This window comes from Archaeoglobus sp. UBA230 (genome assembly GCA_002507545.1).
GTDB lineage: Archaea > Halobacteriota > Archaeoglobi > Archaeoglobales > Archaeoglobaceae > Archaeoglobus.
This window is the reverse complement of the sequence record DAVR01000022.1, coordinates 67,078-81,040: the sequence shown is the minus strand read 5'-3', so window position 1 is coordinate 81,040 and position 13,963 is coordinate 67,078. Positions and strand designations below refer to the sequence as shown.

At 42.2% G+C, this 13,963-nt stretch carries 16 protein-coding genes; 2 read left to right on the top strand and 14 right to left on the bottom strand.

The genetic code is table 11. The annotated features are described in order from the left end of the window. Positions 1-239 precede the first annotated feature (239 nt). A complete protein-coding gene (locus tag BP688_RS05980; RefSeq protein WP_290596747.1) occupies positions 240-1,427 on the top strand; it encodes an Ig-like domain-containing protein in 1,188 nt (395 codons plus the stop codon). 81 nt (positions 1,428-1,508) lie between these two features. Beyond that, a complete protein-coding gene (locus BP688_RS05975) occupies positions 1,509-1,952 on the top strand; it encodes a hypothetical protein (protein WP_290596746.1) in 444 nt (147 codons plus the stop codon). On the opposite strand, the gene BP688_RS05970 is transcribed toward BP688_RS05975, so the two are convergent. The 14 genes from BP688_RS05970 to BP688_RS05905 all read right to left on the bottom strand — a co-directional run bounded on the left by BP688_RS05970 (position 1,922) and on the right by BP688_RS05905 (position 13,940). Beyond that, entirely contained in the window at positions 1,922-2,263 is a 342-nt protein-coding gene (locus BP688_RS05970) for a DUF1616 domain-containing protein (protein WP_290596745.1), read from the bottom strand. The two genes, BP688_RS05975 and BP688_RS05970, sit on opposite strands and share 31 nt — an antisense overlap. Further along, positions 2,260-2,700, bottom strand: a complete 441-nt coding sequence (locus tag BP688_RS05965; RefSeq protein WP_290596744.1) for a VanZ family protein — start codon at positions 2,698-2,700, stop codon at positions 2,260-2,262. Before BP688_RS05965 ends, BP688_RS05970 begins: the two co-directional genes overlap by 4 nt. 65 nt (positions 2,701-2,765) lie before the next feature. After that, positions 2,766-3,260: a hypothetical protein gene (locus BP688_RS05960; RefSeq protein ID WP_290596743.1), complete on the bottom strand. Its 495-nt coding sequence runs from the start codon at positions 3,258-3,260 to the stop codon at positions 2,766-2,768. Between the two features lie 194 nt (positions 3,261-3,454). Beyond that, positions 3,455-4,453, bottom strand: a complete 999-nt coding sequence (locus BP688_RS05955) for an MraY family glycosyltransferase (RefSeq protein ID WP_290596742.1) — start codon at positions 4,451-4,453, stop codon at positions 3,455-3,457. A 3-nt stretch (positions 4,454-4,456) separates the two neighbouring features. Further along, positions 4,457-5,629, bottom strand: a complete 1,173-nt coding sequence (locus BP688_RS05950) for a nucleotide sugar dehydrogenase (RefSeq protein WP_290623867.1) — start codon at positions 5,627-5,629, stop codon at positions 4,457-4,459. Between the two features lie 10 nt (positions 5,630-5,639). Then, positions 5,640-6,743, bottom strand: a complete 1,104-nt coding sequence (locus BP688_RS05945) for a DegT/DnrJ/EryC1/StrS family aminotransferase (RefSeq protein WP_290596740.1) — start codon at positions 6,741-6,743, stop codon at positions 5,640-5,642. A 46-nt stretch (positions 6,744-6,789) separates the two neighbouring features. After that, positions 6,790-7,149, bottom strand: a complete 360-nt coding sequence (locus BP688_RS05940; RefSeq protein WP_290596739.1) for a molybdopterin dinucleotide binding domain-containing protein — start codon at positions 7,147-7,149, stop codon at positions 6,790-6,792. After that, positions 7,149-8,348, bottom strand: coding sequence for a formylmethanofuran dehydrogenase subunit B (locus BP688_RS05935; protein WP_290596738.1), 1,200 nt, complete (start codon positions 8,346-8,348; stop codon positions 7,149-7,151). The genes BP688_RS05940 and BP688_RS05935 overlap by 1 nt, the downstream gene beginning before the upstream one ends. A 2-nt stretch (positions 8,349-8,350) precedes the next feature. Continuing rightward, the gene (locus BP688_RS05930) at positions 8,351-8,821 is read right to left on the bottom strand and encodes a (Fe-S)-binding protein (protein ID WP_290596737.1); all 471 of its coding nucleotides are present in this window, start codon (positions 8,819-8,821) and stop codon (positions 8,351-8,353) included. Positions 8,822-8,910: 89 nt separating this feature from the next. After that, on the bottom strand, positions 8,911-9,852 hold the full coding sequence (locus BP688_RS05925) for a UbiA prenyltransferase family protein (protein WP_290596736.1): 942 nt from the start codon (positions 9,850-9,852) through the stop codon (positions 8,911-8,913). A gap of 40 nt (positions 9,853-9,892) precedes the next feature. Continuing rightward, the gene (locus BP688_RS05920; protein ID WP_290596735.1) at positions 9,893-10,678 is read right to left on the bottom strand and encodes a carbon-nitrogen hydrolase family protein; all 786 of its coding nucleotides are present in this window, start codon (positions 10,676-10,678) and stop codon (positions 9,893-9,895) included. Next, positions 10,662-11,465 (bottom strand): pantoate kinase, encoded by an 804-nt coding sequence (locus tag BP688_RS05915; RefSeq protein ID WP_290596734.1) that lies wholly within the window; start codon positions 11,463-11,465, stop codon positions 10,662-10,664. The genes BP688_RS05920 and BP688_RS05915 overlap by 17 nt, the downstream gene beginning before the upstream one ends. Further along, entirely contained in the window at positions 11,462-12,667 is a 1,206-nt protein-coding gene (gene coaBC, locus BP688_RS05910) for a bifunctional phosphopantothenoylcysteine decarboxylase/phosphopantothenate--cysteine ligase CoaBC (protein ID WP_290596733.1), read from the bottom strand. Before coaBC ends, BP688_RS05915 begins: the two co-directional genes overlap by 4 nt. After that, the gene (locus tag BP688_RS05905; protein WP_290596732.1) at positions 12,642-13,940 is read right to left on the bottom strand and encodes a 4Fe-4S binding protein; all 1,299 of its coding nucleotides are present in this window, start codon (positions 13,938-13,940) and stop codon (positions 12,642-12,644) included. The genes coaBC and BP688_RS05905 overlap by 26 nt, the downstream gene beginning before the upstream one ends. Positions 13,941-13,963 lie beyond the last annotated feature (23 nt).

The following is a 13,963-nucleotide window of genomic DNA, read 5'->3' as shown; positions in this document are numbered from 1 at the left end:
TACTTTTCACCATTCATTGTTTAAATTACATTTCTGTTAATATTTATAGTTAACGAGTTACAAATTTTAATGTTTATTAAAGTTGCATGAATACGCAGTATATATTTAATATTAATTTTATAACGAATACTAAAATATGATAATAACAACAATTATTATTTAAAGAATAGTATAGAAAAAGTTTATATAGTTTAAGAAACTAATAATCGTTGCATATAAGAATGTGGAGGTAAAAAGAAATGAGTTTAAAAAGCGTTGTAGTAGCAATAGCAGCACTGTTAGTTTTTGCTGGAACAGCTATGGCGGCAACATCACAGAATGTTGTGATAATTGGCGGCAACTCTCTGGGAACGGGATGGTATGATGCAAACTATATGGGATGGTCGTGGGGAGGTTATCTACCTGTCAGCGGAGAGCCGAGACTCGACGCCATCTCCTTTACCCCCATGTCACCAGGTGATGTTAGTGCGGCAAATCTGACGCCTTTTGACACAATTGTTCTCAATATGGCAAGTTATGCGATGGCCTGCAGTTCTGGCACGCTTACAGATGAGCAGAAACAAGCAATAGTTGATGCAGTTGCTACAGGGAAAAAGCTAATCATATACGACAGTGAGTGCACTCCAGGACCTGATTACAGCTGGCTACCGTATCCCTTCAATACAAACAACCCCGGTGCAATGGGCGCTTCTGGCACTCTGACCATAGTCGAGGAAAACACTCTCTCCAGCAGTAGCCCAGCAAGCCCCTACTTCATTGATGCGACATATTTAGGCTCCTCGACCGACGCAGTTGGAGATATGAACGTTATGGTAACTTTTGACCCATACTGGTGTATTGATATGTCTGGAACCAACATTAATCAGGTTACGGGCCCGGTTCACACGTATGCCAAGTATCCTGCAGGAACTGATGTTGGGCTGATAATATATAACGGAATGGATATGGACTACATGCCGGATTCAAAACTGCTTGAGGTCTGGATACAGGAGCTTGAACAACCTTTCAACCCGTCAAATCTGCCATGTGGTGTTACGGTTGTGGGAATAACTCTAACTCCTGCAACAGACACGAACTACGTTGGTCAGAGCCATACTGTTACTGCCAAGGTTACAGATTTGTTGGGCTATCCTGTTGAAGACGTTGATGTTACATTTACAGTGCTTTCAGGTCCAAATGCAGGTGACAGTGACATGGACACAACGGATTCGAATGGAGAGGCTACGTTTACATACACTGGCGACGGTGGGGTAGGAGTGGACATTATACAGGCTTGCTTCTTTGACCAAAATACTGAACAAGAAGTATGTTCGCAGACCGTAGAAAAAGAATGGACAACTCGCCCGCCGTCAGTCCCAGAATTTCCACCATTAGCAGTAGCAGCACTCGGACTTCTTGGAGCAATAGTACTTTTAAGAAGGAAATAAATATTAAATTTTAATTATTTTTTGTAAACAATATTAACTGAAAACAAAATAATTTATACCACATAAATTACAAATTAGGTCATGGTAGAGGGAGCTGCTGATGAGTCATATAATGACTTTGACAGTATCATCCAAAAAACTGCTGCACTGGCTATGGTTATAGGAGCAATAGCAGCAGCAATCCTAATCTGGTCAAGCTTACAGGAATCCTATTCTGCAGTGTACATTTACCCCGACAGCTATAGTAACTACATAAACGTATCAGAATTACCAAAGGAGATTACTTTCAGATATGGGGTCACAAATCACGAAACGAAGGACGAGGATTACAAAATTGACATTTTTTTGAATGATATGCTTGTAAAATCCAAAAAAGTTACAATAAAAAGAGGAGAATCTTTTGAGGAGTTTGAATCCATTACAATCCCGGAGAACATAAATCTACCTGCAAAAGTAAGTGTTGTTGTTGAGGTAAGTGGAAGCACTTATGAAGCTCATTTCTGGATCAGAGAATCTCCCTCTTGAATCATATCCTCACGTTTTCTCGTAAGTATGAGAACTTCAAGTCTCCAAACAGCTAAACAGGCTAAGGTAAAGATAAGGAGGGATGTAAATATATTTACGGGAGTGGTGGGTATGTGTAAAACAAGATCAATGAAAAGAGTGATCAGGACATCAAAAATCACACTTAATGCCCCAGAAAGACCTAATCTCAACGTTAAGCTTAACTCTTCCTTTTTCGGAAACAGGACAAGGCTGAAAGCGAACCCCGGAACAAAAAACAGGAAGATCAGTCCGAAAAAAACTCTAAAGAACTGCACAACCGCCAATATCATCTTACCACCCTGAATTTTCTTACAGCAAGTAGCAAGATTTGAGATATAACAAGTCCAGCGATGTCTGCCATTAAATCAGACGTGCTTGCTGATCTATAAGGGACAAAACTCTGGTGATATTCATCAGTTGCACCATAAATCGAGCCCAATATGATCGAGAGCGGTTCTGGATATCTCCCCACCGTTGTTTTTACAGTTGGATTGAGAGTAAGCCCGAAACCCATGTACAGCATCATATGGGCAAACTTATCGGGATAACGATACACAAAGTAAAAGGGAATACCAAGAAACTCAACACCCAATTCAACCATTTTCTGGTGTAGATACAAAAAAAAGCTTGAGCTGATGGGGTTAGGGGGAGAAGGAATTGATGACAGATAGAATATCAAAATTGCATATATAAAAGTGATAGTCACAAACAGATACTTTTTGGTCATAGTTTATACTCTCAAAGAAAATATAAAAATTTACCGCGAGTTTTCGAAAAATTATTTGGGGGTTTTTACCTTCTCCTTGTCAGAAATATGGCGCCAATTGCAATTGCTGCGGGTATAACTACTGTTCCAAACTCTGGGATTGAATTAGTGTGGCTGTAAAAGGTATCTCGTTTGGCTTTAATTATCCCGTCACATCCATTTGAGGAATCAACTACGAGGTCCACTCTGTAATCATGGCCAGAGAAATCACCGTTGGGAATAGTCCATATATATTGCGGAGGAATGTATCCCATTGAGTTAGTATCAACGTATCCTGACTTTAATACCTGCTGATAAGTTGAAGACCTCTCATCTTTGTCGAAAATGCAGTAAAGGTAAGTCCAGTTTTCTTTCAAATTTTGTCCTTCCAGAAAAACGTCCTCCCCAAGGTTAAAATAGTCGTCCCTTGCACCATCTGAATGAACAGCCCATATGTTTCCAGGGTTTCGGTTTGCCTCAGCAATTCCGACCATAACCATTGTCAACAGAATTGTTGAAACGATTATTTTCTTTACATTCATTATCTTTCCCTCATTAATTGTAAATACTTGGAGATATAAATACATTTTGGTTAAATAAAAATCTTATTATGCTTACAATCCTAATAACAATTTGGTGACATTGTAGGTTAAAAATGAAAAGGAAATTGTTGTCATAAAAAATATTTAATCTGAAATTGGTGTGGACTCAAAACCTGGCAGAAGTTTAAAATCTTTCAATAGTCTATGAAAAGACCCAAAATGCAGAAAATAAAAGTTAAGGAATACATCGCCACCACAATCTGCCATTCGGTCATTCTGAAATGGTAGGGCAGCACCCACTTCAGAGTAAGAGGGTTTGGTACCTCAATTGTCCAATCTTTCCTTATCTTTCCAAACTTTACTGGCTTCCATCTCGGGTCTTCTGGATGTAGCTTCCACATAGTCCTCCAGTAGACGTACATCAAAAAGTTTACCACGTGAGGGATGAGCATGACAAATCCTGATACAAGAAAACCATTTGCAACTATGCCAGCACCAATAGCTGCTCCCATTAAGAGGGCACCGACGTTCCCCTCAAATATTCTTGAGGGATACCTGTTGTACCACAGCAGTCCGAGTAAAGCCCCTAACATGCATCCAAGAGTAAAAAATGTATCTCGGCCTGCTAAAATAGATTTTACCAGTAAAAAAGCGATTATAATCGTTGAAAGACCGACTGCCATCCCATTAAAACCTGAATGCATATTGGTGAGGTTAGAAGTAACCATAATGTATGTGGGAACTATAAGCAGCCAGTAGAGCCACCCAAGCACCAACAATCCGAATAATGGCAAAAAAACGGTATTAGTGGTAATTTCAATTGCAAGTGGGAGGGAGAATGAGAATGTAAGAATTATTTTCGTTATCCTTCCTACATCTGCGTAGTCATCAAGCAACCCGAAAAGACCGAAAAAAGTGATTACAAATAATGCTTTCCAGTCCAATCGGGTTATTGGAATAAGTGGAGGGTTATTCCAAAGGCTATTGAAAATATAGAAGAGAGAATACATAATCAATAGAACAATAAGTACTGAAACGCCTCCGCTTGTCGGCACCCTCCTCAAATCTGGCTTGTAGTAATCTGGAACGACCAATCCAATTTTTCTAAACATCCTTATTTGTGCTGTGACCACAATAACAGAAAGAAAAAAGGACAGGAGTATCAACAAGTAAATTCCCATTAAGTTTCCCATGTTTTACGCCCTCGTGTGGAATTCCAGTTTGAATGTATCAAACACAACATCAGCCTCCTCAGGAAGCATCGGCAAGATGCCCATCCCTCTCAATTCCTCCTGACTGAACATTTCATCGTAAGCCCCGACATTGAGACCTTTATTCTTCAAATGCTCTACAATGGCTAAACCTCTACTGTGATACACCTCTTTAACTCCCTCTCTGAATGTAACCCCTTTAATACAGATTTTTACCTCTCGCAGAGGCTTATCAACTTTCATACACTCAAGAACTATCTTATCAATCCAGAATCGAACCATCTCATCATTGACTTCTCTTGCAGTTCTAAGTAATTTTGCATTCTCAAACTTCTCTCTGCGCTCCATCTCCTTAATTAAAAACCATGGATAAACGGGAATACAGTGCCCACCCACTCCAGTTGAAGGCAGGTGGATATGGCAGTATTCATGATTTGCAAAGTTTCTGGCCTCGTAAAAGTCAATTCCGAGTTCCTCTGCAATTTTAAATAGTTCGTTGGCAAGAGCTATATTTACATCTCTGTAACACCCCTCAATTACTTTTATAAATTCAGCCGTTCTCGCATTCGAAACAAGGTAAAGGTTGGGAATAAACCTTTTGTATAGATTAAAAGCCACTTCTCCACTTTTTTCATCAACCCCCCCGATTATCTTGGGAAACTCTCTTAATCGCGATATGCTGTATCCAGTCATTATTCTTTCCGGAGAGTAGGCTAAATAGAATTCTCCAAGTTTCAGCCCACTTTCATCTTCCAGCCATCTTCTGACAATGGTTTCGGTCGTTAAGGGCGGAACAGTAGTTTCAAGCACCACGACATCACCTTTTTTGATTACCCTCCCAACCGATCTGAAAGCAGATTCCATTATCGAAAAATCAGGATTATGCGCTGAGTCAATAAACAACGGAACAATAACTATAAAAAGGTTGCATTGTTTTGCATCATTGTAATCTGTAGTAGCTATTAAACTTTTACCCCCGTGCTTTCCAATTAACTCATCCAGACCTTCCTCTTCTGGAATTGGGTTTGCACCTCGATTTATCATTTCGCATCGCTTTTCATCTACGTCTATTCCGATTACCTTCATACCACTTTCAGCTATCGTTGCGGCCAATGGTAACCCAGCTTTACCCAATCCTACCACAGAAGCGAGCACCATAATATCACTCTCACGAAACAGAGTTAACAGTTTCTGCAATATATCTGAGCTGATCTTCATTAACACCCGGATGAACTGGCAAGCTTACAACTCTCGACGAAACTTCCTCGCTAACGGGGCATTTCACATCCCCATAACCGAGTTTAACGTAAAGGGGCTGTTTGTAGATTGGAAGTGGGTAGTGAATTGCACATCCAATCCCTTTGCTCTGAAGAAAGCCCACGAACTCATCTCTTTTTATGGGAAAATCATCTTCCACCCTAAGAACATACTGATGGTAAACGTGCTTCGATCCTCTAATTTCTACAGGTTTGGTCAGCCCCTCAACTCTAATATTTCTGTTTAGGAACTCCGCATTTCTCCTTCGAATCTCATTTAACTTATCGAGTTTTTCAAGTTGAGCAAGACCAATAGCTGCCTGAATATTCGTCATTCTGAAATTGTAACCAAGTATAAGATGTCTATATTTGGAAGCTTCTCCGTGACTGCGTATTAGTCTGCATTTTTCTGCAATGTCGTTATCGGAGGTTGTAATCATCCCGCCCTCTCCTGTGGTGATGTTCTTCGTTGCATAGAAAGAAAAACAACCGGTTCCAAATCTGCCGACTTTTTTACCTTTAAACTCCGCTCCATGCGCCTGAGCACAATCCTCGATAAGAATTAGATTGTGATCTTCGCATATATCCAAAATAGCATTAACATCAAATGGGTGTCCAAATAGGTGCACACCAACTATTGCCTTCGTCTTTGGCGATACTTTCTCAAGAACGCTTTCGGGATTTAAGTTGTAAGTCCTGTCTTCGATGTCGGCAAAAACAGGTCTCCCACCCTGAAACAAGATTGCGTTGGATGTTGCTATAAATGTAAATGGTGTTGTTATAACTTCATCTCCCTCACCGATGCCCAGAGCCTTTAATGCTACATCCAGCGCAACTGTTCCATTACACACAGCCACAGCAAAATCAGCTCCTATGTAGTTCGAGAATTCTTTCTCAAATTTTCCCACAACTTCGCCCTGTGCAACCATTCCAGACTTCAAAACATTAACAACTCCCTCAATTTCTTCGTCACCGATAAGCGGCTTGGATATTGGGATAAACCCCTCAGTTACCATAATTCACCCTTTCTCACCAAAGCACATAAATTTTTTGTAAAAAAAATTAAGGTTTTACCCGCTCGATTATCTCCCCAACACTGCTCGGCTCACCCTCTGCAACCTCTATGTTTGCCTTAAACCTCTTGAAACCATCGAAGTTTGTCAAGTAACTTGCAAAAATCCCGTTCGGAATTATCCCCCCACTTTCAGGTGCACTCTCAGACAGTTTTACCTTTAACTTAACAGCCCTCCCATTTGCCTCAACCTCGACCACATCTCCCTCCTTAACCCCACTCCTCTTAGCAAATTCAGGATGGAAGAAAATTACTGGCTCAAAACGCGACTTTGTCTCATCTGAGACTAAAGCATACCGGGCAACTACGATCTCAGCCTCAACCTTCAAGAATTTGGAAAAGCGCATCATCACAATCCCTCCTCAATCTTTTTGAGGATGTAAATATCGTTGACATCTCTCTCCTCGATTACCTCAAGCTTTATCCTTGCCCCATCACTCCTTACCATTGTTCCACCCATTTCTATACCGGAAACCGCTGATGGTATAATAATATCAGCAACCCTTGCTGTTGGACTCATCCTCGGATCAATTACGATAGTTTTGACCTCTTTCAGCTTAGATGCAACATCGTAAGGGAGAGAGGAGACGGGATCGGTGCCTATTATAACTGCTGTATCAACCTTCCCATTCTGCAGAAGGCTTGTAAAGGCAAAATCCACATCACCTTTTCCATCCTTAAAGCTGTACTTGTTCACATATCCAGTTTTTTCAAACAGAGTCTCATTGAAGCCCCTCATGTTGGCGTGAAAACCTGCAGGGATGAAGTAAAGAGGAGCAACCTCATTCATCTTCCTAACCATCTCCACGAATTTGCCCAAGTCTTTCAACCCGTACTTAAGGCCAAGACCGCCAAATATGACGTTGAGATCGGACTTTTTCATCTCATTCAGTATAATCCCAGCCTCTTTTGCGTATTTTGCTGCTTTTCCCTCCATAACTTTGAAGAAGGAATCAACAAGCTCATCGTCATTGTCAACCTGTATGAACTTCGCATTCTTCTTTGCAAGTTTGGCAGTCTCGGACCTTCTAACATCAACCACAACCAGAAATCTGTCCTCCTCATATCCGCGAGGCCTTTTCGCACCTCTTGGATAGTAGCTGTATCTCGACATGTGTCTTGAAAGGCTGTGGAAGGGGTTTGCACCCCAGTAAACCATAACGTAAGCCCTATCCCGCACATCCTCAAGCGTTGTGGTCGGCAACTCTTTTCTTAAAATTGCTTCAACAAACTCTCCAAGACAGAAGGAGGAATTATCGTCTATATATGCATTAAGCTTCTCAGCGAGTTCTATTCCAAGTTGCTGAGCTTCCACCGTCGTTGTATCCATACCGTAGATCACAGTGTTCTTGGAATCCTTCAAAACCTCAGTAGCCTCCTCAATAGCGGAGTCAATATCAACCTCCTTTCCTTTAACCATTGGTTTAGCCCTGTTTTCTTTGTATTTTTCAAAAATCTCTTCTCCCCTCCTGCAGGCATGTAAAATCCTACCATCCACGATTTCAATGTCATCACAAAGACAGGAACAACCCGGACATACAAAACTCATTTTCATCCCTCCAGAAATCTTATTGCATCAGTCGGACAGTTCTCCCTACAAACCACACACAGAACCCTGTTCTTACCGTATCTCCTGCACGCCTGCATGTTTATGACCTTCACAGCGCCATCTTCAACTCTTAAAATTGGATCGTCAATGGTTATACCTTTACCAACCGCCGCTCCTTTAGGATCCTTCTCTACATGAACCGGGCAGACAACAACACAGTTGCCACACCCGGTGCAGAGACCCTCGTCAACAATCAAACCTGTTTCGGTAGCCTCCTCAAGAGGTTTCAGCATTTCTTCAAGCTTCTTCCTCTGCCTTTCATATTTCTTGTCCTCGTAAAGCGGAGTGCATTCTTCAAGTTTCCTCTCACGATTTAGAAGTTTGAAAGCAAAGCTCATGCAGGTAGCTTCACCACATTTTTTGCAGTTCGTCTTGGGGAGAAGCTTGTAAATGTCCATCGGGTTTAACGCCATAATGTTAGGTGGATTTTACAGATTAAATTCTTTTGCCGTTTTTGCCGTTTCTCCCCTAACCTAACAATAGTTGCTTTATCCCGAATTATTCAGTTTATCAAGCCCTTAAGGATGACGGCAAATCCGTATGCTATAAACAGTGCTGAGATTATCCCAAAGGGTGTGAGTATTATGTGCGGGGTGACATTGAGCTTTTTACCATCCCACCTTGAGTTTATAACCACAGTGTATGCGAGGGTGTAGAGGATAATCAGCGGCGATATAATTTTCACTTCAAGCCTCTGAGCTACGAGAAAAACATATCCCCAAAGCAGAATCGTGATTGCTGCGAGAGGATATAAGGACATCAAAGCCCTTCTGGGCCCAAAATAAACCGGTGTGTTCTTTAATCCTGCTGCTTTGTCAAATTCGTAGTCGGAGACGGCTGTAGGAATGTAGAAGGTTGCAGCAAGGAAGAATGCTGCAATGTAGACAGCAAAGGGCATATCCGCACCACCTATGCTCAACCCAGCATAGAAAACGAGTACTGCAGCGAGAGCGTTGCAAATAACGTCTGCAACGGGCTTTGCTTTGAATCTGGGTGGAGCAGAGTAAACGTACCCGATGATATTGGCTCCAAGCATAGCAAAGAAAAATTTCGTATTTATGAAAGCCGCAAACACCATTGAGAGAATGAAGAATAACGCACACAGAATTTTCGCCTCTTTAACGGAAATCTCACCAGTCACAAGGGGCTGCATGGAAAGATTCAGGTCTTTCACTCTGCCATCATGTAACCTGTCCACATCTCTGTCAAAGAGAGCATTTATTGTGAAGCTGAAACTCATCCAGAAGGCAAAGGATACGAGACCAAAAACTGCGTGATAATAATTAGTCTGCGGTGTTACACCAAATCCAAAACCCACAGCGTAGGGAAGAAGGAAGCAAAGCCATGCGACAGGTCTTAAGAGTCTCAAATATTTCGATGGTAGATCATAAGCTTCGTATGCATCATACATTTCTCTGGCAATTCTTGGAAAGTCATCTTGCATATATCTTCACCTGAATGTTAATGATAAAAAATTTTCGGATTCAGCAGTCGAATTCGGCATTGAATAACTCTCTGTAAGCTTTAACATTCCTGTCCGTCAGTGAATAGTTTATCTCTTTGTATTCTCTTATTTTTTTCAGATCAATCTCGGCACTTACATCCTCTTCTCCATTCTCATTTTTACTTTTGGCGAGTATTCCGTCAAATGTTGCAATAAGGCTTCTACCTACGGCTTCGTTGCCTGTAAAGGTTCTTCCAAACCCTCCAGCCTTAACAATAGCATAGGCATTGTCAAAGGAGCGTGTGAAGTAGAGGCAGTATCTGTAATCCGTTCCAGGTAGTTCTGACTGCTTGAAGGAAACAACTGGATTTAAGACGATCTCAGCGCCTTTAAGGGCAGCAACTCTGCATAACTCTGGGTAGAGGATGTCGGCGCACACAAGAATGCTAACCTTAGCTCCTTTGATCTCAAGTATCTCAAGCTTTTCCCCGCAAACAATCCCAAGCTCTCTCTCCGTCCTCGTTGGGTGAACCTTATCCTGCCATCCAACAAGCTCTCCGCTGTCAAAGACATATGATCTATTTCTGTATCCTTTTTCGTCAACAACTGCGTTCCCAGAGGCAGCAATTCCATATTCAAGGCTCAAATCTTTCAGAAACCTAAGAGTTTCATCGAGGATTTCAAGAGCAAGACGGGAGTAGGAGAAGTATTCAGGAAACAGGATAAGCTCGCATCCGTTTTCGGCTGCTTTACTTGCAACCTTTCTGGCACTGTTCAAGTCACCGATTCTGCACTGAATCGCAGCAACTTTAATCTTGTTTTTCATCTCTTATCCTCCTCACTCCACAAGAATCAATTTTCGCTTTAAACGGCTCTCCAAATTCTTTGAGAGCCTCGTATCCATTTATGGCAAACACAGCTCTTCCGAGCATCACCATTCCTGCCCTACCGCCTGAACTCTCCACAGCCTCCACCACATCCTTAACAAATTCGACAAGCCCTGTTTCTTCAGCAAACTTATTTGAGCATACAAAGAGGTTTTCGATTGTCGGTTTCTTCAAAAACTCTTTAGTCCAAATCTTTCCAGCTTCGCCTATCTTTTTTCTTTTTAAATCGTCTGAAATCGTATCTTTTGTCGAGATTTCGCCTAAAATTAGAAAATCGAGATTTTCACTCCAGCAAAATTTCTCAACTGAAGCCAAGGATGGGCATGCTGCGTTCTTTCTCACAACAACACCACCATAGGTTTGGGTTACAATATCCCCTAAACCGGTTAAATTCACAACCTCTGCCTCATGTGCCAGATCGGCTGCTTTGATGTAGGGCAAATCTCCGAGCATTGCTACCGCCAGCGCAACTGCCCCGCTCATCCCAAAACCACAGCCGAAGGGCAAATCAGATTTAATTTCAACCCCCTCGAGTCCGACCTTTTCGATTACGTAGTTAAGGGTGGAGAAGCTCCATTCTTCTTTGTTAATTGTGGTTCTAACGCTTTCTCGTGCTGCAACTCCGAGATTAATTGTGAACCCAACCCCAATGCTGCCAGAACTTTTTGGTTTGTCTGAAATATGGGGTGAAAAAATGCACGTGATGCTTGCAGGGGCAAATATCATAGGCAGTCTTCGATGTAAGCCTTAACAATTTTTTCAGCAACGTCTATCTTCAGTCCTTCGACCCATTCCTGCCTTTTTTGTGTTAGTATGAGCACTCTTGTGTCTTCGGTCCCCATTCCTTTCTCCAGAACATCATTGGCAACGACCATATTCAAAGCATCCTCTTCCAGCTTCTCTCCAGCAATTTTCAGCAGTTCACCATCTGTAACTCCTGTCTCAGCCTTGAACCCAATTATATGCCCTTTGTAAATCTTTCTAACTTCTTTTATTATTTTGGGCGCCTCTCTCAGTTTTAACTCGATAGATGGGGTGGTCTTTATCTTCTTTGCCTCCATATCAACAATAAAGTCTGATGCGGCTGCAGAGGAGACGAAGATGTCACATCCTTTTTCGATCTCATATAAGACGGCTTTCAGCATATCTTTAACAGACCAGACTCTAATTTCTCTGAACATCGGGAGCCTCAGATTGGTGGACTTGGACGTTATCAGTGTCACCTCTGCTCCCCTCCTCCACATTTCAAGTGCAATTTCTTTCCCCATCTTTCCGGAGCTTTTGTTGCTTATGAATCTGATAGGATCGAGCTGCTCGTAAGTTGGGCCAGATGTGACGATAACTTTCTTCCCTTTAAGCTCCTTTGAGTAAAGCTCTCTCTCCACATGAAGGCAAATTGTCTCCAGATCAGGGAATTTTGCCTTTCCCTCTTCAATTCTGGGCTGCACAATCTCGATACCCATGTTCACGAGTTTCTGTATGTTCTCAAGCACAGCCTTGTTCTTCATCATACTCTCATGCATTGCAGGCACTATTATGATTGGCTTCCCTGATCCAAGAGCTGTCGTTGCAAAGGTTGTCACGGGAGTGTCGTCAATACCCTGAGCTATCTTGGAAATTGTATTGGCAGTTGCCGGGGCGATTAAGTAAAGATCGGCATCTCCATCTATACCCAAGTAGTTAACATGCTCGATATTACCGGTAATCTCAGTAATAGTTTTACGACCCGTTGCAAACTCAAGTGCATAGGGATGAATAATCTTTCTCGCTGCTTTGCTCATCACAGCAACAACATCAGCCCCTCTTCTGACAAGCTCTCTTGCAAGCTTTACACTCTCAACAGCTGCTATGCTTCCTGTGACACCGAGAACTACTCTTTTTCCTTCAAGTTTCCTGCTTTTCTTACCCTTTATCCTCTCCAAGTGCACGCTTAACACCCCTCATGAAGACATCTATGTCTCCGCTCTCAAGAGCCCTTCTGTATCTCGCCTTTTTTAAAATCTCCTCTATTCTTGAAATTTTCTCCCCCATTGCAGCGAGCTCTTCTTCATCCGGAGGAGTTGTTACTATTTCTTCTTCCTCTATTTCCACTTCTACCTCCTCTACGAAGAACTTAAAGGGTTCTTCAACTCTTTTCTTTTCAACAATCCGAACTACAGCGTCTTCCCAAGCCTCTCTCCAAGGAGCATCTGTTGCAACCTCTTTGGTGAAATAAGCGTCTCTATCAACCTTAATCAAATCATAAGGGCAAGCATTCTCGCAAGCACCGCAGTAAATACAGAACTTTTCGTTGAAATGAACCTTTCCCTTGTCCTTAGACACATACCATACTTTGTTGTGCTTGCAGATCAGGATGCATGCAGCACATCCGACAGGGTCGCACCTCGCCATCCTCGCCTCAAACAGTGAAAGTTTGCCCTCCATCGGTTTGATTGTTTTTGCAGCATCATAAGGGCAAACCTCTTCACAGTAACCGCAGTGGGAACACAAATCTTGCTCTATCTTTATTTCTGCAATTTTCTCGGGAAGCCGGAATGAAATTCTCTTTCCTTCAACTTTAATCGCTTCTTCGGGGCACACTTCCTCACATAGTTTGCAGTAGTCGCACGCCTCCTCATCAATCAGTATGTCCGTATATGGCATAACGTCTTCGGGAGTTGGTTCCTTCTCAACCATCTTGAAAACTTCACAAAACTCAGCACAAATTCCGCAGAGGTTGCACTTTTCTCTGTTAATCTCAACTTTTCCCTCTATATCTTCGTTTTTCTCTTCGATGTCCTGTCGGGTTATGAAAACCTCCCTCCCTATCGCATTTGTCGGGCAGGCTTTGTAGCACAGAGTGCACTCCCTGCACGTTTCGTATTTGTATGTGTACATGACCGGTGAGAGTGTAAGAGATGACCTGTCAACCTTTTCACCATTGATGTAAAACTCAAAGGCTGTAAAGGGGCAGAAAGAGTAGCAGATTCCACAGTAGGCGCACTTAAGGTGGTCTATTATCACAGGAGGCATGTCCAGCCCAACTGCTATATCGTGCACAGGCCCAAGTTCTATCGCGTTGACTGGGCAGGCGTAAACGCATATCCCACAGCCATTGCACCACTTGTAGTCGTAGATAAGTTCTCTTACCTCCCCCTTTGCTCTTTGGATGTATTTGAACTTTTCATCCTCAAGCATTTCGAGGTCTCTTTCCACGTCCATTTTCCTACCCTTTTCCACAATGG